Source organism: Sphingopyxis sp. BE235 (assembly GCF_031457175.1).
In the GTDB taxonomy this organism is placed as follows: Bacteria; Pseudomonadota; Alphaproteobacteria; order Sphingomonadales; family Sphingomonadaceae; genus Sphingopyxis.
Genome location: NZ_JAVDWC010000001.1, coordinates 1,020,953 through 1,044,800, shown reverse-complemented (window position 1 = coordinate 1,044,800; position 23,848 = coordinate 1,020,953). Strand labels below are relative to the sequence as shown.

The window sequence follows — 23,848 nt, the reverse complement described above, 5'->3', positions numbered from 1 at the left end:
GTCCCTGATGTCCCCTGCCCCCACCCGGGAAAACCCCACTTACCCCTGATGCAGACGGGGGGCGGAGCGGCCGAAAGGCCCCGCCCCCCGGACGCTTTTCACCCGAACGAAAAAAGGGCGGACCGCAAAGGCGGCCCGCCCAGAATATGGCCGCCGCGCACGGCGGCCACCCCATCTTGCTTATTCGGCTTCCTGCTGCTCGGCCGCTTTCTTGAGCTGGCCCTTGGTCATGCCGGTGACGAGGACGTCGCCCGACCCGGCAAAGCTCGTCGCCGGCAGCGTCGCGACGCGGTCACCGACCTCGACCGTCACCGCCTGCACGACGCCGCCGCCCGTCTGGCGCAATTCCTGGACATGGCCGATGACCTTGCCGCGTGCGTCGGTCACCGCCATGCCGGGTTCGACCGCGAACATCCCGGCGCCATTGGCTGCACCGCTACCCGCGGCGGCGAGCTGGCCGAGGCTGCCCTGGAAGCTGCCCGCAACCGATCCGGCGCCGCTGGCGCTGCCTGAGACGTTCGACAGTGCGGCGCCGGTCCGGTCACGGGCAGTCCCGACCGCACCGCGCGCGGTGCCGGTTGCGGTCGAAGCCACGCCCCTTGCAGTAGCAACCGTGCCGCGCGCGGTGCTGCCGACGAAATCGGTCCCCACCGCCTGCGCGTCGAGGCTGCCGCTGCCCGAAGCGTTGCCCGAGCCGCTGGCGTTGCCGCCGATCGTGTTGCCGAGCAGATTGCCGTTGCCGTCAACCGAGCCCTTGCCGTTCGCATCGGCGTTGCCCTTGCCCTGGACGCGGCCCGAACGGCGGTCGACCTGAGCGTCGCCGCGGCCCGATCCGGTCAGATCGCCCGCCGAACCGAGCGTACCGCCGATGGGGCCGGTCGGATTGCCGAGCGTCCCGCCGAGCGTGCCGCCCAAGCCGCCGCCGCCGCTGCCGCCGAGTAGCTGCGCCGAGGCCGGCGCCGAAAGCGCCATGGCCGACGCGGCGAGCGCGAGGGCCGGGATGAGGATGCGATTTGCCATTGGTCTTCTCCTGAATTTTCGGCCCGGAGGGGGTGGGCCTGGAGAGAGAACGATGGCGCGTTCGATTTTCTTCCGGATAATTTCGAGGGAGGGGTCAGCGGCCCGCGCAAGTCGCGCAAATCAGGCCGTGACCATAGATTTTGTCGCGCCCCTTCTTGCCCAGATCGCGGGCTTCCATGACGAGCGCCGCGACGGCGGGCCCGATGCGATCGATCGCGGGGGCGGGATAGCGAAGCGCAAGCCGTCCGGCGACGAGCGGTGCGGCAAAAGACGTGCCGCGCAGCCGGTCGCTGCTTCCTGCCCCCGTCGCCGCCAGCACCGCGTCGCCGGGTGCAGCAAAATCGACATGCAGTGCGCGCCCGGCCTCGGGCAACGCGCGCGCTTTCGCGTCGACCCCGGTCACCGCAAACACGCCCTTGTACGAAGCCGGATAGGCGGGCGGCGCGGCGGGCCCGTCGTTGCCGACCGCCGCGACGATCAGCATCCCGCGCTGCTGCGCCCGCGAAACGGCTGTCGAAAGCAGTTTGTTGTCGGGTCCGACGAGGCTGATCGTCGTCACTGCGGCACCGTTTTGGGCAAGCCAGCCGAGCGCGCGCGCGATCGCGCTGGCGTTGCCGCCGGCCGGGTCGGTCCCATAGACATCGGCCGCGAGCAGGCGCTGACCCGGTGCCGCGCCCTGAACCGAACCGCTCCCGACGAGCAGCGACGCCACCGCCGTGCCATGGCGGCTCGCCGACGGCGCGCCTTTCGCAAAACCGCGCTGTTCGACCCGGCCTGCAACCGAGGGATGCGCCGCGACGCCGCCGTCGATCAGGCCGAGGCTCGCCTTGCCGCTGCCTTGGGCGGCCGCGAGCATCGCCCCGGGCAACGCGCCGCCCGGCCCGCTCGCAAAATAGAGATTGTCGGCATCGACCTCGGCACCCGGAAGCAGCTTCGCAAGCTGTTTGCGCGCCCGGCCAAGGCTGCGCCCCTCGGGTACGCGAAAGCGGGCGATATCGAGATCGAGCCCCTCGATGCGCTCGCGGTCGATCAGCGCGAACCCCGCCTCGCCCGCCCGCGCAATCATCGCCCTATCGACCCCGCTCGCGACAAGGACGCCGCGCACCGCGGGTTCGCCGCGCTCGTCGAGCTCGATGCTGTCGCGATTGCGGCGGACCAGTGCTGTGATGCGGTCGAGCCGGACATCCAGCAACCGGTCACCGATCCCGGCCAGCCGCCCCGTATCCACCTCGGACAGCGACGGCAGCGTGCGCGCGGCATCGGGAAGCTGCACCGACGGCAGCGCAATCTGCGCCGCGACACGCGCGTCGGTCCCGCTGAGCAGGAGGCAGAGCATCGCCAGAAAAATCGTCCAGAATCGCATCATCAGTCTCACAAGGGCCGGTACGGCGGCCGGTTCCCGAAAAAATTTAGCATCGTACGGAAGAAACGATAGAAGCCTGACGTTTCTTCCTCGAACAATGAGGGTCCGAACCCATCCATTGCGCATTCGAGGTTTGAAGCGATTTTGTTCAGGGCAAGGAAGTGAGGCGCAGGCATATGAATATATTCCAAGGCTCGCTGACGCAGCCATGGGCAAAATCGGTCAAATCCCGAAGGGACGCCGAAATGGCTTCAATCTCGGCCCCGCGCGGCCTTGCAGATGGAACCACCATCCGCGGCGGCCACGCGAAACCGATATTTTCGCCATTTCGACGCCTCGAATGCGCAATGGATGGGTTCGGACCCTGAGGCGACAATGCGCTTCGAAGAGGAACTGGTCGAATTGCTGCCCCGTCTGCGCCGCTTTGCGCGCGGACTGGCGCGCGATGCCAGCGACGCCGACGATTTGTGCCAAGCGGCGATTGAACGCGCCCTGAAGTCGCAGGAACAGTGGCAACAAGGAACGAGACTGGATAGCTGGATGTACCGCATCACCCGCAACCTCTGGATCGACGATCGCCGTGCGACCGGGCGTCGCGGCGTTCACACCCCGATCGACGAGGCCGCGACGCAGGTCGCCGGCGACGGCGCGGCCGAAGTCGAGGCGGGGGCGCTACGCGGCGATGTCGACGGCGCGATGGCGCGCCTGCCGGGCGAACAGCGCGAGGTCGTGATGCTCGTCCTCGTCGAAGGTTATGCGTACCGCGAGGCCGCCGAAATATTGGAAGTGCCGATCGGCACCGTCACCTCGCGCCTCGCCCGCGGTCGCGAAACACTGATGCATTTGCTGGGAGAGGCCGCATGAGTTTCGATCCCGCCACCGTCGCCGCCTTTGTCGACGGCGAACTCGACGACCTGACCGCACGCCGCATCGAACGCGAAGCGACAAGCGACCCCGCGCTTGCCGCCGAAATCGCGCGGCACCGGACGTTGAAGGCGCAGTTGACGGCGCATTATGCCCCCGTGATCGACGAGGCGGTGCCCGAACGGCTCCGTGCGCTGCTTGCGCCGTCCGACAAGGTCGACGCCAGCCTCGCCGGGCGCCGCGAGGCGAAGCGGATACGCTTCGCGCCGGTCCACTGGGGGGCGATCGCGGCCTCGCTCGCGCTCGGGCTGGCGCTTGGGCTGAAGCCATGGATGCCCCCCGCGAGCGTCACCGAAGCCAATGGCACGATGATCGCCGCGGGTCCGCTTGCGGCGGCGCTCGACACGCAGCTTGCCTCCAGTCAATCGACGAATGCGGCGGTGCGGATCGGTCTCAGCTTCGAAGACAAGGCTGGCCGCTATTGCCGCAGTTTCGAAAGCCGGTCGCTGGACGGCATCGGCTGCCGGGACGACGGCGGCTGGCACCTTGAACGAACGATGCAGGGACAGGCGGGCACCGAATATCGCCAGGCGTCGTCGGGAGAACTCGCGGCCGCCGCGGCGTCCATGATGGCGGGCGATCCGCTCGATGCCGCGGCCGAACGGCAGGCCCGCGACAAGGGCTGGGCGCGCCGCTGACGATCTTTCAGGTGCCGGCCGGCTGATCGATGCCGAACAGCGCGGCGAAATTAGCGCGCTTCGCGAGCAGGTCGGCGAGACTGTAGCCGTCGAGCACTTTCATAAACGCCGCCAGCGCCTCGGCGAGCGCGCCGGTCAGCCCGCACGCGGGCGCGATGATGCAGCTGGCGCAATCGACAAGGTCGAAGCCTTCCTCGGTGTGGCGCACCACTGCGCCAACGTTGATTTCGGCCGCCGGCCGCGCCAGCCGGATCCCGCCGAAGCGCCCGCGCACGCTTTCGAGATAACCCGCATTCACCAGGTCGTTGACGACCTTCATCAGATGGTTCTGCGAAATGCCGTAGGCGCGCGAAATCTCCGAAATCGGGCACAGCCGCGCGCCATCCTGCGCGCCCACATAGAGGAGCACGCGCATCGCATAGTCGGTGTAGCGCGTCAGGCGCATCCTGATCCTTCGAGAATGTCCGCCATCCCATAATATGCATTTTTGTTGCATGTTTCAAATTGCGATCATACATGCGCATCAAATGCATGATTGGAGCGAGTCGTGACGCAGGGTGACCAGATCGACGAAGCCGCGCTTGAGCGCCTGATCCCGGCCTTTTACGACCGCGTGCGCGCCGACGCCGACATCGGGCCGCTGTTCAACGCGGCGGTGCACGACTGGCCCCACCATCTCGAAAAGCTCGTCGCCTTCTGGTCGTCGGTGATGCTGACCAGCGGCCGCTACAAGGGCAGCCCGGTTGCCGAGCATCTGAAGCACAAGGCCGCGATCACCCCCGCGATGTTCGACCGCTGGCTCGCGATCTGGGCCGACACCACGAACGAGCTGCTGGCGCCCGCCGCCGCGGCCGCTTTGCAGGCGAAGGCCGCGCGCATCGCCGAAAGCCTCCAGCTCGCCCTTTTCTTCCGCTTGGACGACCCCGCCGGTCGCCGCGCGGCCTGAAACCTCCCCTCTCCCCTCTGACCAAAGGATATCATATGCGTACCGCTTCCGCCCACGCGACGGAGATCGTCAAGGCCACGGCCCCGGCCCTCGAAAAGCACGGCCTTGCGATCACAACCGCGATGTATGCCCGGCTGTTCGAGAACAAGGATATCGAAGCGATGTTCGACCGTGCCGCACAGACGAGCGGCGAGCAGCCGAAGCGTCTCGCGGCGGCGATCCTCGCCTATGCGAAGAATATCGACAAGCTCCAGAACCTCGGGACCGCGGTGTCGCGCATGGTCGCACGGCATATCGAAACCGGGGTGAAGCCGGAGCATTATCCCCATGTCGCCGAAGCGTTGCTGCCCGCAATCCGCGACGTGCTGGGCGCGGAGGTCGCGACCGACGAAGTGCTCGCGGCGTGGGGCGAAGCCTATTGGATGCTCGCCGACATCCTGATCGCCGCCGAAGCGCAGGCGTATGAGGATGCCGAGGCGGCCTGAACCCTTCAGCCAATAAAAAACCCGCCGGAGCCTGAGCGCCGGCGGGTTTTTGTCGTTCGAAAGCCGCGCAGCTTACTCGGCGCGCGCCGGGATTCCGGTCATCAGCGTGTGAAGCTCGCCCGCTTCCCACATTTCCATCATGATGTCCGATCCGCCGACAAATTCGCCCTTCACATAAAGCTGAGGGATCGTCGGCCAGTCGGAAAATTCCTTGATGCCCTGGCGGACTTCCATGTCCTGCAGCACGTCGACCGTTTCATATTCGATGCCGAGGCGGTCGAGCATCGCGATCGCGCGCGAGGAAAAGCCGCATTGCGGGAACAAAGGCGTGCCCTTCATGAAGAGCAGCACGGGATTGTCGGCGACCAGCTTGGCGATGCGGTCGTGGGTGGTCGGGTCGGTCATTGTCAGTCTCCGGGCAGGCGCGTTGGCGCCCCAAATAAGCATGCCCCTTATGAGGGGATTGCGGTCGTCAATTGCAAGGCATGAAGTTCGCCGCCCATGCGTCCGCCGAGCGCGGCGTACACCGCCTTGTGCTGCGCGACGCGGGTCATGCCGCGAAAGGATTCGCTGACGACATGCGCGGCATAATGATCGTTGTCGCCCGCAAGGTCGGTGATGGCGACCTCGGCATCGGGAAACGCCGCGACGATCATCGCCCGCAAATCATCTTCGCGCATACCCATCGTTATCGCCTCAGTTCTGGCTGTCGATGAACTGGCGCCGCGCCTCGACCGCCTTGTCGTTCAGCGCCGCGCGAATCTCGGCATCGCTGATCTCGACCTGCGCCGCGGTGAGGTCGCCCGCGAGCTTGCGGATGACGTCCTCGTCGCCCGCTTCCTCGAAATCGGCCTGCACCACCGCCTTGGCATAGGCGTCGGTTTCCTCGGGGGTCAGCCCCATGCGCTCGGCCGCCCATTCGCCGACCAGCCGGTTGCGGCGCGCGGTGATCCGGAACTGAACCTCCTGGTCGCGTGCAAATTCTGCCTCGAAGGCGCGTTCACGATCGTCGAATCCGCTCATTTTGTCCTCGTGCGAAGGGAAAGTCCCCTTGCAGATAGGTCGCGCGTCCCCGCGGCGCAAGCCGCCTGTGCGGCAGATCACTTCCCTTTCGCTTACGAAGGGTTTAGGGTTTCGTCCCAAGGGAATGGGTCGCACCGCAGCAATAAAGTTTCCGCCCTGCCGGCGTCGAATCGGCATGGCGTCTCTGCGTCTGTGTTTGGGGGATTTGTGATGACCGTTCGACGTCCGCAACTTGTGTCGATTCTGGGCTTGCTGGCTTTCGCCGCGCCCGGAACCGCACTCGCGCAGGGCATGGACCCGACGCTGCGCGACAGTTTTTCGATCGGCGATCAGGGCGGCTCGCTCTGCGAGGTGCAGGCGACCGTTCGCGACGAGGTCGTCAAGGGCATGTTCGATCGCGCCTGGACGATCGTCTGCCGCGATGCGAGCCAGCCGGTCGGCTATGTCCGGATGCTGCGCGCCACGCCCGAGGATGCGCGCGCGCGCATCAATAACGCCATTGGACGGACGGGCGCGATCACGTGCGTCAAGGATGGCGGTTGCACCGTGCACGACACCAATATCGCATGGAAGACGCGGATCGAGGCGGCGGGCGAGACGACCTATGCCGTCGAGGGCTTCGAGGCCTATGGCGACGCGCTCGACATCGCGCTCGAATCGATCCGCCAGCGCAAGGTCGTGCCCGGCGTCATCAAGGTCGCGACCATCTCTGTCGGCGGCAACGACGGCTTTGCCCGGACGATCGCCGGGACGATCGACGTCGACAAGGCGCTGGCCGAGGGATATCGCCGCAACCACAGCGGCGACTATGCCGAGGCGGCCGAATTTTTCGAAGCGCTGTCGCGCCGCGCCGCCGAGGAACAGTCGGCGGCCGACATCGACCCGACCGAAGTCACGCTGAACCGCGCGCTGCAACGCTCGAACCTTGGCGAATTCGCCGAAGCCGAACGGCTGTTCGCCGAGGTCGAGGCGATCCCGACCGGCGACCCGGTCCAGCTGCGCCTCCGCCGCAATTTCCGTGCGATCAACGCGCTCAACCAGCGCGATTATGACGGGGCCGCCACGCGGCTCCAGACGCCGATCCCGCCGCTCACGACCGGCGTGACGGTCGCGGGCACCGCGGTGACGCTGACGCCGCAGATCGTCGCCGGGGTCAACAGCGGCGACAATGCCCGCGTCATCCGCCAGGCCGGCGATCGCGAGCGGCTGTCGCCGCTCGAACGCGCGCAGATCATCGATGCGCAGGCGACCCACCTGCTCGGCACGGTCGAGCGGCTGCGCGGCAATGCGCAGGCGTCGAAAACCGCGCAGCTCAAGGGGCTGACCGACGCGATCGCGGTGCGCGAAGGCCGCGTCACCTCGATCATCCGCCTGCGTTCGCAGATGCTCGGCGAGCTCGCGCTGGCCGAAGAGGCGAGCGGCGACAAGGCGGCCGCCGACGCACGATTCCGTGAATCGGTGAACCTGCTCGCCGTCGAATATCCCGAAACCAACGCGCTCGCCTCGGCGCGCGCGCGCTACGCCGCCTTCCTCACCCGCGAGGGACAGGACGACAAGGCGATGGGCATTTATCGCGAGGTCGTCACCGCGCTCGCCAGCACGCAGCGATCGACCGCGGGCATGGCGAACATGATGGCGCCCTATTACCGGCTGCTCGCCGCGCGTTCGGCGACCGAACCCAAGGCGATCGAGGATTTCTTCGTCGCCAGCCAGCTCCAGATCCGCCCGGGCGTCGCCGATACGCAAGCGGTGCTCGCGCGCGAACTGTCGAGCGGCAGCAGCGACGGCGCCCGCCTGTTCCGCCAGGCGACGACGCTAAATCGCGATCTGGAGCGCGCGCGGATCGAGGATGCCCGGCTTGCCCAGCTGCCGGAATCGCCCGAAGTCAACGCCTTGCGCGCCGACATCAAGGCGCAACTCGATAATTTGTCGGTCCAGCAGGCCGAAACCGTCGCCGCGCTGTCGGCCTTTCCGCAATATCGCGTCGTTGCATCGGGCAAGCTCGACCTTGCCGAGTTGCAGCAGGTTCTGCGTCCGGGCGAAGCCTATCTGAAGATGCTCGTCGTCGGCGACGGCGTTTATGCGATGCTGATCGAGCAAGGCGGGGCGCAGCTCTGGAAATCGGACATCAGCGCGTCGGACCTCGACACCGCGGTCGACACGATCCGTTCGACCATTTCGCTCGTCGAGAATGGCCGCCGCGTCACCTATCCCTTCGACGCCGCCACCTCGTACAAGCTTTATGGCCAGTTGTTCGCACCCGTAGCGGCGCGCCTTCCCACCATCGCGCACCTGATCTTCGAGCCCGACGGCGCGATGCTGCGGCTGCCGATCAACCTGCTCGTCACCACCGACACCGGGCTTGCCGCCTATGAGAAGCGCCTGCTCGATCCCGACGCCGATCCGTTCGACATGCGCCAGATCGCCTGGCTCGGCCGGACGTCGCGGCCGAGCACCGCGGTGTCGACGCTCGGCTTCCGCAACGCGCGGCAGGCCGCGCCGTCGAGGGCGGCCAACCAATATTTCGGGCTCGGCGAGAATCTGCCGGTCGCCGGACGGCTGCCCTCGCTCGGCACTCGCGGCGCCGTGGCGGGCGGCGTCGATGGCGATTGCCTGTGGGATGTCGCGCAATGGTCCCGCCCGATCTCGGCCGACGAACTGGTGACCGCGCGCAACGCGATGGGCCGCGAGGCGGGCACTTTGCTGACCGGCGGCGCCTTTACCGACACCGCGGTGAAAAATCGCGCCGACCTTGGCGACTATCGCATCATCCATTTCGCGACGCACGGCCTCGTCACCGCGCCGCGCCCCGCCTGCCCCGCGCGCCCCGCGCTCGTCACCTCGTTCGGCGGGCAGGATTCGGACGGGCTGCTGACCTTCCAGGAAATCTTCGACCTCAAGATCGACGCCGACCTCGTCATCCTGTCGGCGTGCGACACCGCCGGCGCGGCGAGCGTCGCGGCGACGCGCGAAGCCGGCCTTTCGGGCGGCGGCAATGCGCTCGACGGGCTGGTGCGCAGCTTCATCGGCGCGGGCGGCCGGTCGGTGATCGCAAGCCACTGGCCCGCGCCCGACGATTTCGATGCGACCCAGCGGCTGATCGGCGGGCTGTTTGCCGCCAATCAGGGCACGAGCGTCGCCGACGCCCTATGGGGAACGCAGCTGCGCCTGATGGACGACCAGCAGACGTCGCATCCCTATTATTGGGCGGGCTTTGCGATCATCGGCGACGGCGGCCAGGCGCTGCTTCACAACGGCGCGACGACCGCCCGAAACGGCGAGGCTGCCGGGCGCGCCGCCCGCTAAATCGATGAACGCACCCGACGTCCTTATTCCCGCGGCCGACGCGCCCGCGCAGGATGGCCGGCAAGCCGCGGTGCCGCTGCGCAAGCGCGTCCGCCGGCTGATCATGCAGCTCGGCCCGTCGCGGATGGCGGCGACAATCGTCTTCCTCTTGGTCGCAATACTGATCGCCCGTTTCAGCTGGCAGATGCCGCTGATCGACGCAGCCGAGCGCGCGCTTTACGACGCGCGCGCGACGCTGATGGCGCCGCATGTCGAACAGGATAAACGCATCACGCTCGTCACCTATAATGACGAGACCTTGTTCAACACGGGCATCCGCTCGCCGCTCGACCGCACCTTGCTCGCCAATGCGCTCGGCAATCTCGACCAGATGGGCGCGAAAGCGATCGGCATCGATATTGCCTTCGACTCGCCGCGCCCCGACGACGATCTGCTGAAGGCGCAGCTGCGCGCGATGAAGACCCCGACCTGGCTCGCCTATGCCGAACAGGCGAGCAACCCGAACACGATCTTCTACGAACAGCAGAAATTCCTCCAATCCTATATCGCCGACGTCACGACCGCGAAGACGAAGCCGACAAGCGTGCTGTTTCGCACCGATGACGACAGCGTGATCCGCAACTGGCCCGACCGGCCGAAGAATTTGCCGCCCTTGATGTCGAACGCGCTGGCGCCGGTCGATGCGGCGCATGCGAATTTTCAGGGTAATATCCGCTTCCTCGTCCCCGCGCGCGCCGCCGCCGGGCAGGAAGAACCGGTCTTCGCCAATATCCCGATCGATACTTTCGCGCTGCCGATGGATGCCGAGATGCGCGCCGGTTTTTCGGAGCTGGTCAAAGGGCGCTATATCCTGATCGGCGGCGACATCATCGACAACGACCAGTTCAACACGCCGCTCAGCCGCTTTCCCGACGCGATCACCGGCCAGCATGAAACGATGATCGGGCTCGAGGTCCACGCGCATATGCTGGCGCAGCAGCTCGACAAGGCATGGACGCGGCCGATCGCCGCGCCGGCGCTTTGGGTGCTCGCGGTGCTGATCGTTCTTGCGGGCGGGCTGACGAGCCTCATCGACCTGCGCGCACGCTGGGTCGCGCTCGCCTTCCTCGGGCAAATGGCCTTTTTCATCGCCTTCCCTTTCTGGCTGCAGGGACGCGGCATCGACACGACGACGCTGCCGACCTTCGGCTGGGCGGTCGGCTGGCTGTTCGGTTACGCCGCGGTCGGCACCGCCGCACGCACGATCGGGTCGCGCCAGCGCGCCTTTGCGCAGTCGGCGCTTGGTAAATATCTGCCCGCCGACGTCGCGGCGCAGATCATGCGCGACCCCGACCAGCTCTCGCTCCACGGCGAGCGGCGCAATATTTTCTGTGTCTTCACCGATCTCGAAGGCTTTACGAAGCTCAGCCACGCGGTGACGCCGGAAACCGTCGCGCGGCTGCTCAACGAATATCTCGATCGCCTGTCCGACATCGTGCTCGAACATGGCGGGACGATCGACAAATTCGTCGGCGATGCGATTGTCGCCTTCTGGGGCGCGCCGCTCAGCCGCCCCGACGATGGCCCGCGGGCCGCCGCCGCCGCGCTCGCCATGTATCAGGCGGGCGAGAAATATCGCGTCGACCTGTCCGGCGAGGACGTCCCGCCGATCGGGATGACGCGCGTGGGCCTCCACGTCGGCGACGCGATCGTCGGCAATTTCGGCGGCGAAGGACGCATCCAATACACCGCGCTCGGCGACAGCATGAACACCGCGTCACGGCTCGAGGCCGCGAACAAGGGGCTGAAAACCGGCGTGCTGATCTCCGCCGAGGCCGGCGCGCGCTCGGGCCGCGACGACCTTGTGCCGATGGGCCGCGTCACGCTGCGCGGCCGCGCGCAACCCGTCGATGTCTTCACCCCGCGCCCCGACCTTGCCCCCGACCAGCGCGCGCGCATCGCCGCGCTGGTCGCCGCACACACTGCGGGCGACAAAAAAACCTATGTGACCTGTGCCACAGCAATACAGGCGGATTTCGGTCAGGATGCAGCCATCATGTTTCTGATAGAACGCCTTAACGAGACAAAAGAGGGAGAAAGCTATGTCCTTTCCTGATTTCCGGATGCGCCGCCTCGGCCTCACCGCCGCCGCGGCCATCGCCGCCATCGCCTGCGTCGGCACCGCTGCTGCCCAATCGATGGTCGTCCGCTCGACCGGCCCGTCGGCGAGCAAATATCCCGCCGGTGCCAAGCTCAAGTCCGTCGACAAGCTGACCCTCGTCGCGGGCGACAAGATCGTGCTGATGCAGGCGGGCAAGACGCGCACGCTGTCGGGGCCAGGCACCTTTGGCGCCACCGGCACCGTGCAGGCGAGCCAGTCGCTCGGCGGCAACGTCACGCGCATGCTCGCCAAGGGGCCGACGATGCGGTCGCGCGGTGGGTTCTCGCGCGGTCCGGGCGATGAAACCCCCGCCAATGTCCGCGCGCCGAACCTCTGGCTGCTCGATTATCGCGAGGCCGGGACCTTTTGCGTCCTCGATCCCGCCGTGCTGATGCTGTGGCGCCCCAACATGGAAGGCGACACCGCGCTCGAGATCGAAAGCGCCGGCAAAAAGACGACCGTCGCGATCGTCGACGGCGCGAATTTCCGCAAATGGCCGACCGATGTGCTGCCGGTGCAATATGGCACCGACTATCGCCTGTCGGGCGGCGGCCTCGCCAAGCCGGTAACAGTGCGCTTCGCCGCGATGGAAAACGCGCCCGACACGGTCGAAGGATCGGTCGACATGCTGATGGCGAAGGGCTGCTCGCCGCAGCTCAACCGCCTCGTCGACACGATGTCGGAAGCCGAAGCGGGATAAGGTAAATGGATGGGGCGGCGGCGATTGTCCCCGCCCTATCTGTCTGATAATCTTCTAAGGAAATTCCGCCGGTCGCGTGACGGAACATTTCCTTGGGTCGAAATTTGCGCTGCCGCCTTGTGGCAGCGCAGTGGAGTTGGCGCATCGCGATCGTCGCGGCGCGCCCATACGCAAGGGGTGGTGATGACCGTGTCGGGGGACTTCGGAATACATGCGATCGAACGGCCGGGGCGCGCCGCGATCCGCAGCGCGCTGGCCGGTTCGGCGGCGGTAATCGCCGCGGTCCTGCCCGCCGCGGCGTGGGCGCAGGCGACCCCGCAAATCCCGACGCGCGAGGAAATCCAGCGCCCGCCGCCGGTGCCCGCGGTCCAGCCCAACGAACAGGTCGTCGCGGTCGACGACGGCATCGAGCGCGCGCCCTGCCCGCTCGCCAACCCCGAATTCGCCAACGTCCGCTTCACCTTGCGCGGGGTCGAATTTTCGAGCGTCGAAGGCATCGACAATGCGGTGCTGGCGCCGAGCTGGTCCGACCGCGTCGGACAGGAATTGCCGATCTCCGCGGTGTGCGACATTCGCGACCGCGCCGCGACGATCTTGCGGTCAAAGGGCTATCTGGCGGCGGTCCGCGTGCCACCGCAGACGATCGGCGATGGCGTCGTCCGGCTCGACATATTGTCGGCGCGCATGTCGCGGATCGAGGTGCGCGGCGACGCGGGCGCGAACGAACGTCTGCTGCAACGCTATCTGTCGCGGCTCGACGACCAGCCGGTGTTCAACATCGTCGACGCCGAGCGTTACCTGCTGCTCGCGCGCGACATTCCGGGGATGGATGCGCGCCTGACGCTGCGCCCCGGCGCGGTTCCAGGAGAGGTCGTCGGCGAAGTCACCGTCGCGCGCACCCCCTTCACCTTTGATTTCAACGCGCAGAATTTCGGCTCGCGCGACGTCGGCCGCTGGGGCGGCATCGCACGCGCGCGCTTCGCCGGCCTCACCGGCATGGGCGACCTCACGACGGTCAGCTTCTATGCGACCCCCGATTTGGACGAGCAAAAGGTCGTGCAGGCGTCGCACGAGTTCCGCGTCGGCGGCGAAGGGCTGCGCTTCGGCGCCAGCTATACCTACGCCTGGACGCGCCCCGACATCACCGGCTTTCCGGTCAAGTCGAACACCCAGATCGTAAGCCTGTTCACCGCCTATCCGCTCGTGCTGACGCAGGCGCGGCGCGTGACCCTCGGCGGCGGACTCGATTTCATCGACCAGGACATCGGCCTGGCCAGCCTTCCGATCAACCGCGACCGGCTGCGCGTCTTCAATGTGCGTGCGGACGCGAGCTGGATCGATCCCGGCTCGATCGCGGGACGCGGCGGTTACAGCCCCAGCGAACCGCGCTGGTCGCTCTCCACTTCGTTCGAAGCGCGCAAGGGCGCCTCCTTCCTCGGCGCCAGCGACGATTGCGGTCCCGGCGGCACGGCGTGTTTCCTGCCCGGCGCGATCCCGCTGACGCGTGTCGAGGGACAGCCCGACGCCTTCCTCGTCCGCGCCAATGCGCTCGCCGAATGGCGGCCGGCAAAGCTGTTCACGCTGTCGGCGGCGCCGCGCGCGCAGTGGGCGAACGATCCTTTGCTCGCCTATGAGGAGTTTTCGGGTGGCAATTTCACCGTCGGACGCGGCTTCGACCCCGGCACGGTGATCGGCGACAGCGGCGTCGCGGTGGCTTTGGAGGCGCGCTACGGATCATTCGTTCCCGCCAATACCGAAAGCTTCGCCTTCCAGCCCTTCGTCTTTTTCGACGCCGCATGGGTGTGGAACAAGGACACCGCCTTCGACGGGCTCGATCCGCAGAAGCTCTATTCGGCGGGCGGCGGCATACGCGTCGCTTACGGCGATCTCGCGCGGCTCGACATGACACTCGCCGTACCGCTCAACCGCGGCGGCTTCCTCGCCGAGCGGCCCGATCCGCGGCTGCTGATATCGCTGACAACCTTATTCGGCGTGAGGGCGCGCTGACCATGAATTTTGCATCGAGGACAACGGATATGCGTGCCATCGCCTCCCTCTCGCCCAGCGGCCCCGGCAAGCAGCGACTGCTGACAAGCTGCGCGATCGCCGCCGGGATGATGGCGCTCGCCTATGGCGGCCCCACGCTCGCACAGGTCGCGGGGTCGGGCACGATCACGACCCTCCCTTCGGGTACGACCGTGGGGACGGGCGTGAATCCATCGACGGTCAACGTCAACGGGCCGCAAAGCATTGTCGACTGGACACCCTCCAACACGCCAGTCGCGGGCGTGATCGACTTCCTGCCCACAGGCAACACGCTGGACTATGTCGGCGACACCACAGGCTATGTCGTTCTCAACCGGTTCGTCGACGGGGCGGGCACCTCGATTACCGACCAGATCGCGCTGAACGGCATTGTGAACAGCTATGTCGGATCGACCAGCGGCCCGCGCGGCGGCAATATCTGGTTCTATAACGCCGGCGGCATCCTGATCGGCGCGTCGGGCGTGATCAACGTCGGCAGCCTTGTCCTCACCACCAACGACATCGTCACGACCGGCGGCCTGTTCGGTCCCGGCGGAACGATCCGGTTCAACGGGACGGCGGGCAGCACGTCGGCAATCACCGTCAACGGCGCGATCAACGCGAACAATGTCGGCAATCCCGGCAGCAGCTATATCGCGCTCGTCGCGCCGCGCGTCGTCCAGGCTGGGACCGTCCGCGTCGACGGGTCGGCCGCTTATGTCGCCGCCGAACAGGCCGATATCCGCATCAACGGCGGCCTCTTCGACATCAACGTCACCCGGGGGGTCGAGGGCGGCAACGCGATCACCCACACCGGCACGACCACCGGCCCCGCGCATCAGGACGGCGATACCGACCAAAGCCGCATCTATATGGTCGCCATTCCCAAGAATGACGCGGTGACGATGCTGGTGTCGGGGGCGATCGGTTATGACGACGCCGTCTCGGCAACAGAAGAAGATGGCGCGGTACGCCTGTCCGCCGGCTATAATATCACGAGCGGCGAACAGAATTTGAACCCCGTGAACACCACAACGGCAAATATCATCGTCAACGATACGCTGTTCCGTAGCAGCACCGTCGCGCGTGCAAGCGGCACCTTTGTCGGCGAGGCGCTGCAACAGATCCCGGGATCGCCGCCCCCTCTATCGTCAGCGGGACAAATCTTCGTCGAAGGCAACGGGGTTTTCAGCGGCGACGCCGGTGCGTCGCTGACCATCGGCGCGGGTCAGCAGGGCGGCGCGACGGGTAATCTGACGGTCCGATCGGATGGCGCCGCCGGCGCCGCAGGCAATGTTGCAGTGAATGTGACCGGCGGGACGCTGTCGACGGGCAATCTGTTGCAGATCACGTCGCTGAGCCTGCCCGCCACGGCAACCGGCGACAGTCAGGGCGGGACCGCCAGCCTGACGATTACCGGGGGCACCGTAACAACCCCGGTCCTCTCCCTATCCGCAATCGCTTCTGCCGACATCGGGACAAATGGCCTGGCAGGAAACGCACGGGGCGGCACTGCCAGCATTTCTGTCAGCAATTCCGGCACATTGCTGGACACTGGCACCGTCCTCATCAGCGCGTCGGCGTTCGGCCCCACCAATATTTCCATCCCGACCGGCGGCGATGCGCAAGGCGGCACCGCGACGCTGACGGTTTCCGATGGCGCAAGCTTCCGCGCGACCAACAATGTGTCGATCGACGCAAATGGCAGCGGGGGATTCGGCCCGGCTCAGGCGGGCAACGGAACGGGCGGCACCGCGCGCATCGAAATCCTCGGATCGAACACCGCGTTCGAATCTTCGGACACATCGATCGAGGCGCTGGGCACCGGCGGAAGTTTCTCCGGCCCGGATGACACCTTAAACGGCGGCGACGGAACGGGCGGTAGCGCCGCTCTCGTCATAAACAGCGACAATGGCGGAATCAAATCGCTCGGCACACTCTCGCTCGATGCCAGCGGACGGGGCGGCGATGCGGGCGGAGAAAATTCGGCCGGCGGCGATGCGCTGGGCGGCACGGCGAGCCTGACGGCCGACGGCGGCGCCACCGCGCAATTTGCGTCGATCGCCCTCGCCGCATCGGCCGAGGCCGGAATCGCGCTCAGCCCCAGCGGCACCACGGGGCAATCGGGCAACGCGCGCGGGAATAATGTGACGTTGGCGGCGACCAACGGATCGACCATCAGCAGCAGCGGCGGCATCAATCTTTTCGCGGTTGGCATGAATCCCTTTCCATCCAACCCGGCCGGCGAGAATTTCGGATCGGGTACGGGCGGAAATGTCGCCGTCAATGCGACCGCAGGGGGCACGATCACCACGGGCAATAGCCTCATCGTCCAGGCGATGGGCGGAAACATGTCCAACGCCGTCACGCAAAGCGCCGGAAACGGCGTTGGCGGCAATGTCGACTTCCTCGCCGACGGCGGAACGATCGTGGCCGAGATCTATCGGGTCGATGCCAGCAGCAGCACGGCCCATGTCGTTGGCACGGGCGGCTCCGCGCAGGGCGGGACGATCGACCTGTTTGCCCGCAATGGCGGGGAAATCCGGGCGACTCTCGACTCGACGAACGAGCTCAACGCCAGCGCGACTTCCGGCAGCAGCGCCGCCGGCACCGTGGCGACGGGCGGGACGATCCAGCTGATCGCCGATGGCGGCCGCCTCGACCTTGGCGTCGGCGCCGACCTGATCGCGGGCGGCACATCGGGCGGTGCGACAACGGCAGGAGCCGCCCCGACGGGCACCGGCGGAACCATCCTGATCCAGACCGCCGCCAGTTCCGGCAGCGCAATCGACTATGGCCAGCTTTCTGCCGCGGCCGACGGCCGCACAGCGGTGGAGATCGAGGTTCCGGGTGGGCCGATCGATAGCAGCGGAAACGGACGTGGCGGCACGGTCACGCTCGATGTCCGGGGCGGCACCGTGTCGGGCGGCCTCATCGAGCTGTCGGCGAACGGTTCCGGCCGCGGCGCCAGCGGCGGCAGCGCCAACGGCACCGGCGGCACCGCGACCTTCACCCAGACCGGCGGCGACATCTCGATCAGCGACATGAGCATCAGCGCCGATGGCTTGGGCGGGATCGCGCAGGGCGTGTCGGGCACGGGCACCGGCGGTGTCGCGACGATCGACCTGTCGGGCGGGACGATCACCGCCGCCGACATCATCGCATCGGCGAACGGCGAAGGCCGTCCGGGGACGGACGGGAATGATGACGATCCGGCCAACATCATCGCGGGCGGCACCGGCGGTGCGGGTGTCGGCGGTAATGCGGTCATCAACATCGGCGGCACCGCCGTCGTCGATGCGAGCGTGATCGAGGCCTATGCCAATGGCACCGGCGGCACCGGCGGCGGCTTCAACGCGGGGTTCGGGTCCCCACCCGGAACGCCCGGCAATGGCGGAAACGGGTCCGGCGGCACCGCCAGCGTCAACCTGACCGGCGGCTCGGTCACGGCGAGCAGCGTGACCGCCGATGCATCGGGTATCGGCGGCCAAGGCGGCTCCTCCTTCTTCTCGAGCAGTTCGGGCAGCGCGACCGGCGTCGGCGTCGGCGGCCGGGGCGGCATCGGCCGGGGCGGGCGCGCGACGATCGGACTGGCGGCGACGTCGGGCACGATCACCGATGTCGGTGCCGTTGCGCAGGGCACCGGCGGCCTTGGCGGCGCGTACAATGTCGGCGGCGCGGGTGGCGATGGCTATGGCGGCATCGCGCAGGCGATCGTCGACGATTTCGACGCCGGCACGCTTGCGATCAGTCTCGATTCGACGGCGGAAGGCGGCGACGGCGGCGATGCCGACGACGGACGCGGCGGCAACGGCGGCAATGCCTTTGGCGGGACGTCGAGCGTCCTCGCCGACGGCCCCAATGCGAGCGTCAGGGTGACGCAGGCCAATTTCGTCACCGGTGCGACCGGCGGCAATGGCGGCAACGGCAACCTGGGCTTCGCTTCGTCGGCGGCGGTCGCGCCTTCGGGCGGCGACGGCGGCGGGGCGCAGGGTGGCGCGATCGAGGTCATTTCGCGCGATGCCGCGACGATGACGCTCGGCCTTGCCGCCGGCGACGTCGTGGAACTCGGCAGCACGGGCACGGGCGGCAACGGCGGCAACGGCAGCACCGCCGATTTCGGCGCCGGCAATATTGGCGGCGATGGCGGGCTCGGCGGCGGCGGGGTCGGCGGATCGGTCCGGCTGATCGCCGACGGCGGCACGATCACGACCGCCGGCGAGTCTCTGGAAATCGATGTCAGCGGTCAGTCGGGAACCGGCGGCAACGGCGGCCTTGCCGGCGGCGGCGGCAGTCTGCCCGGCACAAACGGCGGTTTTTCCGGCACCGCCGGTGGGCGCGTCAATATCGATGCGCTGACGACCAACGCCGGCCCCGGCCTGATCGACCTTGGCAACACCAATATCTTTGCCAGCGGCGATACTGCAGGCCGCGTCGAAATTCGTAGCGACAGCCGAGTCAACTTCACCAGCCTCGACGTCGAGGTGCGCGGCCTGGCCAATCCGACCAACAACGACACCGGCACAGCCCCCGCGGGCATCTTCCTTGGCGCGGCCGGCGGGACAATCGAAGCCGGAAGCCTGACGCTCGGCACCGACGGCTCGATCGGCCTTTATGCAGCGGGCGCCGGACGCGTGACCGTCGGCGAAACGGCGCAGCTGCAGGCGGGCGACCAGATCGATATCCGCCATGATTTGCGCGGCGCCAATGCGGCACCGACGATCGAGGCCACCGACGATCTGTTCATCGTCGCGGGAACCAGCATCAGCGGCGCGCCGGGCAGCTTGCTCGCCGCAGGGGCCACGCTCTCGCTGACCGGCGAAGGCGCCGCCGCGACGATCGGTGTCGATCGGCTCGATGGCGCCGACATCACGATCAGCAGCAGCGGTGCCGCGAGCATCGAGCATGCCGAAGCGGTCAATGATTTCACCGCGAGCGCCGCCAGCTTCCGCACCGGGCTCAACTCGATCATCACCGGCGGCGATATCTCGATCACCTCGCCCGGCGCCGTCGACCTCGGCAACTCGACCGCGGGCGGTTTCGTCCAGGTCCAGGGCCAGTCGATCGCCTTTAACTCGATCACCGCCGGCCTGTCGGTCGGGCTTTCGGCGGACGGTACGGCGGCGGGCGCCGAAGGCATTCGCGGCGGGTCGATCGCCGCGGGCGAAGATATCAACCTCTTCGCCAACAGCATCGCGCTCACCGGCAATGTCACGGGCGCGGCGTCCTTCTTCGCCTTCGGCACCGGCGGCGCGGTTGCGGTGACCAATGCCGACGTCGATGGGAACATCTCGATCTTCTCGGCCGCCGACCTTTCCGGCACCTATGTGGCGGGCGGCAATATCTTCCTGAATTCAGATGCCAATATCAACGCTTCGGCGCAGGCGAACGGCGGTTATGTCGACCGCAACGGTATCGCGGCGGAGGGCAATCTGTTCGTCATCGCCGCGGGCAATGCGACGCTCACCGACAGCTCGGCGGCGCGCATGTTCGGTGTCAACGCCGGGGTCGCGGCGTCGATCGATGGCGGCACGGCGGGCGAGGACGTTCTCGTCATCGCGGGAACGACCGCCAGCCTGACCGATGTCACGGGCGGCGACGACATCACCGTCCGCGCCGCGGGCAATATCGACGCGCTTAACGTCCGCACCACCGGCGCCGGCGCCGACACGCATATCCTCGATTTCTCGACAGCCTCGGGCAGCCCGAACTTCACCATCGGCACGGGCGAAGGGTCGCAAGGCATCAACGGCGCCGACATCGTGATGGCGTCGACCGCCGGCGCGATCGGCGCGGCGACGCTGTCCGCCGGCGACGACATCCTGCTCAACGCCGCGAACAATATCGCGGTCAATGGCGCCACAACGCTCGGTCTCGGCACCACCGGCGGCGACAGCAGCATCCGCACGCAGGGCGGCGCAACGACGCTCGCGGGCCTCGATGCGTTCAGCGACGTTGTGGTCGATGCGGCGGGTATCGCCAATCTGACCGGCACCGTGGCGGCGGGACGCAATGCGACGATCACCGCGCAGGACGTGACGCTTGCGGCGCTCACCAGCCCCGGCGGCTCCGCGCTTCCGACGCTGAGCGCCGACGGCGATGTCGTCGTCAATTCGTCCGCGGGCATATCGGGCGGCGGCGTCCGCGCGCTGGGCAATGCGACGCTGACCGCGGGGACCGCGATCGGCATCACGTCGATCGAGGGACAGGATGTGACGCTCACCGGCGCGACCGGGGTCGCTGCGAACCAGGCCAATGTCCTCGGCACGACCAGCCTCGACAGCAGCGACGGCAATATCCAGCTCGGCAGCCTCATCGCGGGGGGTACGATCAACGCCAGCGCCAATGCGATCCGCATCGAAGGCGGCGGCGATCTGCATTTTACCACGCTGACCACCGACGTCGGCGACGCCTATGTCCGCGGCGGCGGCGACTTCTCGGTCGCCACCGGCACTGTCGCCGGCACCGCCGACCTGCGCACGCAGGGCGAGGCGATGACCATCGGCAACCTCACCGCCGCCAACGCGATCATCGAAAATTCGGTCGGTTTCCTCAATCTCGACACCGTTACCGTTGCCGGCAACCTCACCGCCGCGGCGCGCGCATCGCTCGGGATCAACGGCGTCGTCACCGGCCAGTCGATCTCGCTCGCCTCGGCGGGAATCAGCATTGCGCCGACGGGCCGCGTCGGCACCGCGGGCGTGACCCGGCAGCTGTCGGTCGCCAACAACAACACCGCCAACCAGACCTTCGTCGGTGGCACTGCCGGACCCAACGGCCCCAACGGCTATCATATCGACGCCGACGAGCTGACGCGCCTCTATGGCACACAGATCGAAATCTTCGCGCCCGAGGTGCAGAGCGCGGGGCCCGTTTCGGTCGGGTCGGCAACGCCGCCCGACGTCGTCGTCGACACCTTCACGATGACCGGTGGCGCATCGAACGCCAACCTCGGCGCCAATGGCGCGCTGACGATCCGCACCCCGGGCAAGATGCGCGTGATCGGCAATGTCCAGCTGACGGGCCTCACCGACGCCAACGCGCTCAACCTCGCCGCGGGCGATGCGCTCGAAGTCATCCTCGGCCGGGGCAGCATCCGGTTGCTCGGGGCAAATAATGCGCCGGGCGGGCAGCTCAACATGGCATCGGACGACATCATCGTCGCGACCGAGGCCGCCATTACCGCGGTTGGCGCGGCGACGACGACCGACGCGATCAACACGCGTCTCGGCCAGAATGACGGCGTCACGCTCGACGAGGGCGCGCTGTTCGCGCGCGGCATCCGCGCCGACGTCGCGGTCGGCTTCTATGTCCAGAACAGCGGGGCGGGCACCGACTTCGCGCAGCGCCGCGGGCTGACCTTCGGCGCCGGCGGACTCGATGTGCGGACGCAAGGGACGTCGCGCATCGTCATCAACGGGGTGCAGCTTGGCGCGGGCGGCCAGATCACCGGCATCGACACGGTCCCGCTGCTGACGATAGGCGGCGCGGCGCCGGTGGTCGGCAGCTATGATCGCCGGTCGACCTTCAACGGCTGCCTTATCGCCAGCCCGAGCGCCTGCGCCACCGTGACCTTCGATTTCGAGAATAATTTCCCGGTGCAGGATATTATCGACGAGGAGGTCGACGATGACGACGGCGTGGGCGAAGGCAATAATTTCCCGCAAGCGCTGATCACGATGCGCGATATCGATCCGATGACCGGCGAGCCGCTGCTCGACGATCCGGTGACCGGCGCGGGCAACGACGATCTGTGGACGCCGCCGCAGCAATAAGGCTTTCGGTTGACGCCGGCGGGCGGAGCAAGGCATGGGCGCGGTTATGACCGACGCCCCTGCCTCCCCGCTCAAGCTGTTCAACAGCCTGACGCGCAGCCTCGAACCGTTCGAGCCCGTCCACCCCGGCGAGGCGCGCGTCTATAGCTGCGGACCGACGGTCTATAATTATCAGCATATCGGCAATATGCGCGCCTATGTCTTTGGCGACACGCTAGGGCGAACGCTGTCGTACAAGGGTTATAAGCTCACCCACGTCATCAACATCACCGATGTCGGGCATCTGACATCCGACGCCGACGCCGGCGACGACAAGATGGAGAAGGCGGCCGCCGCGCAAGGGAAAAGCGCCTGGGACATCGCGGCTTTCTATCAGGCGGATTTTGAGACCGATCTTGCGCGTCTAAATATCCGGGACAAGCAGCACCCGCGCGCCACCGAATATGTCGAAGCGATGATCCAATGGGGCAAAAGCATCGCCGACAAACATTGCTACGAACTCGATGGCGGCCTCTATTTCGATACCGCCACCGTCCCCGACTATGGCCGCCTCGCGCGTCACGGCACCGATGAGGGCGAGAGCCGCATCGATCCCGTCGATGGCAAACGTGCGCTCGCCGACTTCGCGATCTGGCGCAAGACGCCCGCGGGCGAGACGCGCCAGATGGAATGGGATTCACCGTGGGGCCGCGGCGCGCCGGGCTGGCACCTCGAATGCTCGGTGATGTCGGAAGCGCTGCTCGGCTTTCCGTTCGATATTCACACCGGCGGGATCGACCATCGCGAGATCCACCATCCGAACGAGATTGCGCAGAACCAGGCGCACAGCTGCTCGCCAGACAGCGGCGCGCGGATATGGATGCATAATAATTTTCTCGTCGACCGTAGCGGCAAGATGTCGAAATCGAGCGGCGAATTTTTGCGTCTGCAACTGCTGATCGACAAGGGTTATCACCCCCTCGCCTATCGCCTCATGTGCCTGCAAGCGCACTATCGCAGCGAGCTGGAGTTCAGCTGGGATGGTCTTGGCGCGGCGCTAACACGGCTCAAACGACTGGTGATGGCGGCCGCCACGGCGCGCGATGCAGAGCCGGCCGAGCCGACCGACCGCCGCCTCATGGATCTGCTGGTAAAGTTCGACGCGGCGATGTCGGACGACCTCAACACGCCGGTCGCGCTCACGCTGCTCGAAGAAACGGCGGCGATGAAAAAGATCGACGCCGGCCAGAAGCATGCGGCACTCGCCGCGATGGATGCCGTCCTCGGCCTTAACCTGCTGACGACCGCGCGCGCCGACCTGCGCGTCCGCCCAAAGACCGCGACGATCGGCGAAGACGAAATCAAAGCGACGCTCGCGCGCCGCAAGGAGGCCCGCGCCGCCAAGGATTTTGCCGCATCCGATGCGCTGCGCGACGAACTCGTCGCGGCCGGGGTCGAGGTGATGGACGGCGATCCGCTCGGATGGGACTGGCAACCCAGCGCCAATTAGAGGCTTGTCGCAGG

At 67.1% G+C, this 23,848-nt stretch carries 16 protein-coding genes; 10 read left to right on the top strand and 6 right to left on the bottom strand.

All coding sequences use genetic code 11. The annotated features are described in order from the left end of the window. Window positions 1-180: 180 nt before the first annotated feature. Together J2X38_RS04915 and J2X38_RS04910 are read right to left on the bottom strand one after the other, a co-directional pair. Window positions 181-1,020, bottom strand: coding sequence for a hypothetical protein (locus J2X38_RS04915; RefSeq protein WP_310251854.1), 840 nt, complete (start codon window positions 1,018-1,020; stop codon window positions 181-183). Between the two features lie 94 nt (window positions 1,021-1,114). Further along, window positions 1,115-2,386, bottom strand: coding sequence for a S8 family serine peptidase (locus J2X38_RS04910; protein ID WP_310251852.1), 1,272 nt, complete (start codon window positions 2,384-2,386; stop codon window positions 1,115-1,117). A 372-nt stretch (window positions 2,387-2,758) separates the two neighbouring features. On the opposite strand from J2X38_RS04910, the gene J2X38_RS04905 reads away from it, so the two are divergent. Both J2X38_RS04905 and J2X38_RS04900 read left to right on the top strand, forming a co-directional pair. Beyond that, window positions 2,759-3,247 carry an RNA polymerase sigma factor gene (locus tag J2X38_RS04905; RefSeq protein ID WP_058536994.1) on the top strand — a complete coding sequence of 163 codons (489 nt, stop codon included), beginning with the start codon at window positions 2,759-2,761 and terminating at the stop codon, window positions 3,245-3,247. Then, window positions 3,244-3,945, top strand: a complete 702-nt coding sequence (locus tag J2X38_RS04900) for an anti-sigma factor (RefSeq protein ID WP_310251850.1) — start codon at window positions 3,244-3,246, stop codon at window positions 3,943-3,945. Before J2X38_RS04905 ends, J2X38_RS04900 begins: the two co-directional genes overlap by 4 nt. A gap of 7 nt (window positions 3,946-3,952) precedes the next feature. On the opposite strand, the gene J2X38_RS04895 is transcribed toward J2X38_RS04900, so the two are convergent. Next, window positions 3,953-4,390: an Rrf2 family transcriptional regulator gene (locus J2X38_RS04895; protein WP_310251848.1), complete on the bottom strand. Its 438-nt coding sequence runs from the start codon at window positions 4,388-4,390 to the stop codon at window positions 3,953-3,955. Between the two features lie 102 nt (window positions 4,391-4,492). Here J2X38_RS04895 and J2X38_RS04890 point away from each other — a divergent pair, with 102 nt between their 5' ends. Continuing rightward, window positions 4,493-4,891: a group III truncated hemoglobin gene (locus J2X38_RS04890; protein ID WP_310251846.1), complete on the top strand. Its 399-nt coding sequence runs from the start codon at window positions 4,493-4,495 to the stop codon at window positions 4,889-4,891. 35 nt (window positions 4,892-4,926) lie between these two features. Beyond that, window positions 4,927-5,376, top strand: coding sequence for a globin domain-containing protein (locus J2X38_RS04885; protein ID WP_310251844.1), 450 nt, complete (start codon window positions 4,927-4,929; stop codon window positions 5,374-5,376). Between the two features lie 72 nt (window positions 5,377-5,448). On the opposite strand, the gene grxD is transcribed toward J2X38_RS04885, so the two are convergent. From grxD to J2X38_RS04870, 3 genes are read right to left on the bottom strand one after another with little or no spacing between them, the layout of a single operon-like run. Then, entirely contained in the window at window positions 5,449-5,781 is a 333-nt protein-coding gene (gene grxD / locus J2X38_RS04880; RefSeq protein WP_037514675.1) for a Grx4 family monothiol glutaredoxin, read from the bottom strand. Between the two features lie 47 nt (window positions 5,782-5,828). Beyond that, entirely contained in the window at window positions 5,829-6,062 is a 234-nt protein-coding gene (locus J2X38_RS04875) for a BolA/IbaG family iron-sulfur metabolism protein (protein WP_037514674.1), read from the bottom strand. A 10-nt stretch (window positions 6,063-6,072) separates the two neighbouring features. After that, window positions 6,073-6,399 carry a DUF1476 domain-containing protein gene (locus J2X38_RS04870; RefSeq protein ID WP_058536745.1) on the bottom strand — a complete coding sequence of 109 codons (327 nt, stop codon included), beginning with the start codon at window positions 6,397-6,399 and terminating at the stop codon, window positions 6,073-6,075. 210 nt (window positions 6,400-6,609) lie between these two features. On the opposite strand from J2X38_RS04870, the gene J2X38_RS04865 reads away from it, so the two are divergent. The 6 genes from J2X38_RS04865 to cysS all read left to right on the top strand — a co-directional run bounded on the left by J2X38_RS04865 (window position 6,610) and on the right by cysS (window position 23,834). Continuing rightward, window positions 6,610-9,705: a CHAT domain-containing protein gene (locus J2X38_RS04865; protein WP_310251841.1), complete on the top strand. Its 3,096-nt coding sequence runs from the start codon at window positions 6,610-6,612 to the stop codon at window positions 9,703-9,705. A 4-nt stretch (window positions 9,706-9,709) separates the two neighbouring features. Next, window positions 9,710-11,800 carry an adenylate/guanylate cyclase domain-containing protein gene (locus J2X38_RS04860; RefSeq protein WP_310251839.1) on the top strand — a complete coding sequence of 697 codons (2,091 nt, stop codon included), beginning with the start codon at window positions 9,710-9,712 and terminating at the stop codon, window positions 11,798-11,800. After that, the gene (locus J2X38_RS04855; protein WP_058536748.1) at window positions 11,787-12,545 is read left to right on the top strand and encodes a hypothetical protein; all 759 of its coding nucleotides are present in this window, start codon (window positions 11,787-11,789) and stop codon (window positions 12,543-12,545) included. Before J2X38_RS04860 ends, J2X38_RS04855 begins: the two co-directional genes overlap by 14 nt. A gap of 183 nt (window positions 12,546-12,728) precedes the next feature. Continuing rightward, a complete protein-coding gene (locus J2X38_RS04850; RefSeq protein ID WP_310251837.1) occupies window positions 12,729-14,552 on the top strand; it encodes a ShlB/FhaC/HecB family hemolysin secretion/activation protein in 1,824 nt (607 codons plus the stop codon). A gap of 29 nt (window positions 14,553-14,581) precedes the next feature. Next, window positions 14,582-22,345 (top strand): hypothetical protein, encoded by a 7,764-nt coding sequence (locus J2X38_RS04845; RefSeq protein WP_310251835.1) that lies wholly within the window; start codon window positions 14,582-14,584, stop codon window positions 22,343-22,345. Between the two features lie 46 nt (window positions 22,346-22,391). Next, complete coding sequence (cysS, locus tag J2X38_RS04840; RefSeq protein WP_310251832.1) at window positions 22,392-23,834, top strand: cysteine--tRNA ligase; 1,443 nt, start codon at window positions 22,392-22,394, stop codon at window positions 23,832-23,834. Window positions 23,835-23,848 lie beyond the last annotated feature (14 nt).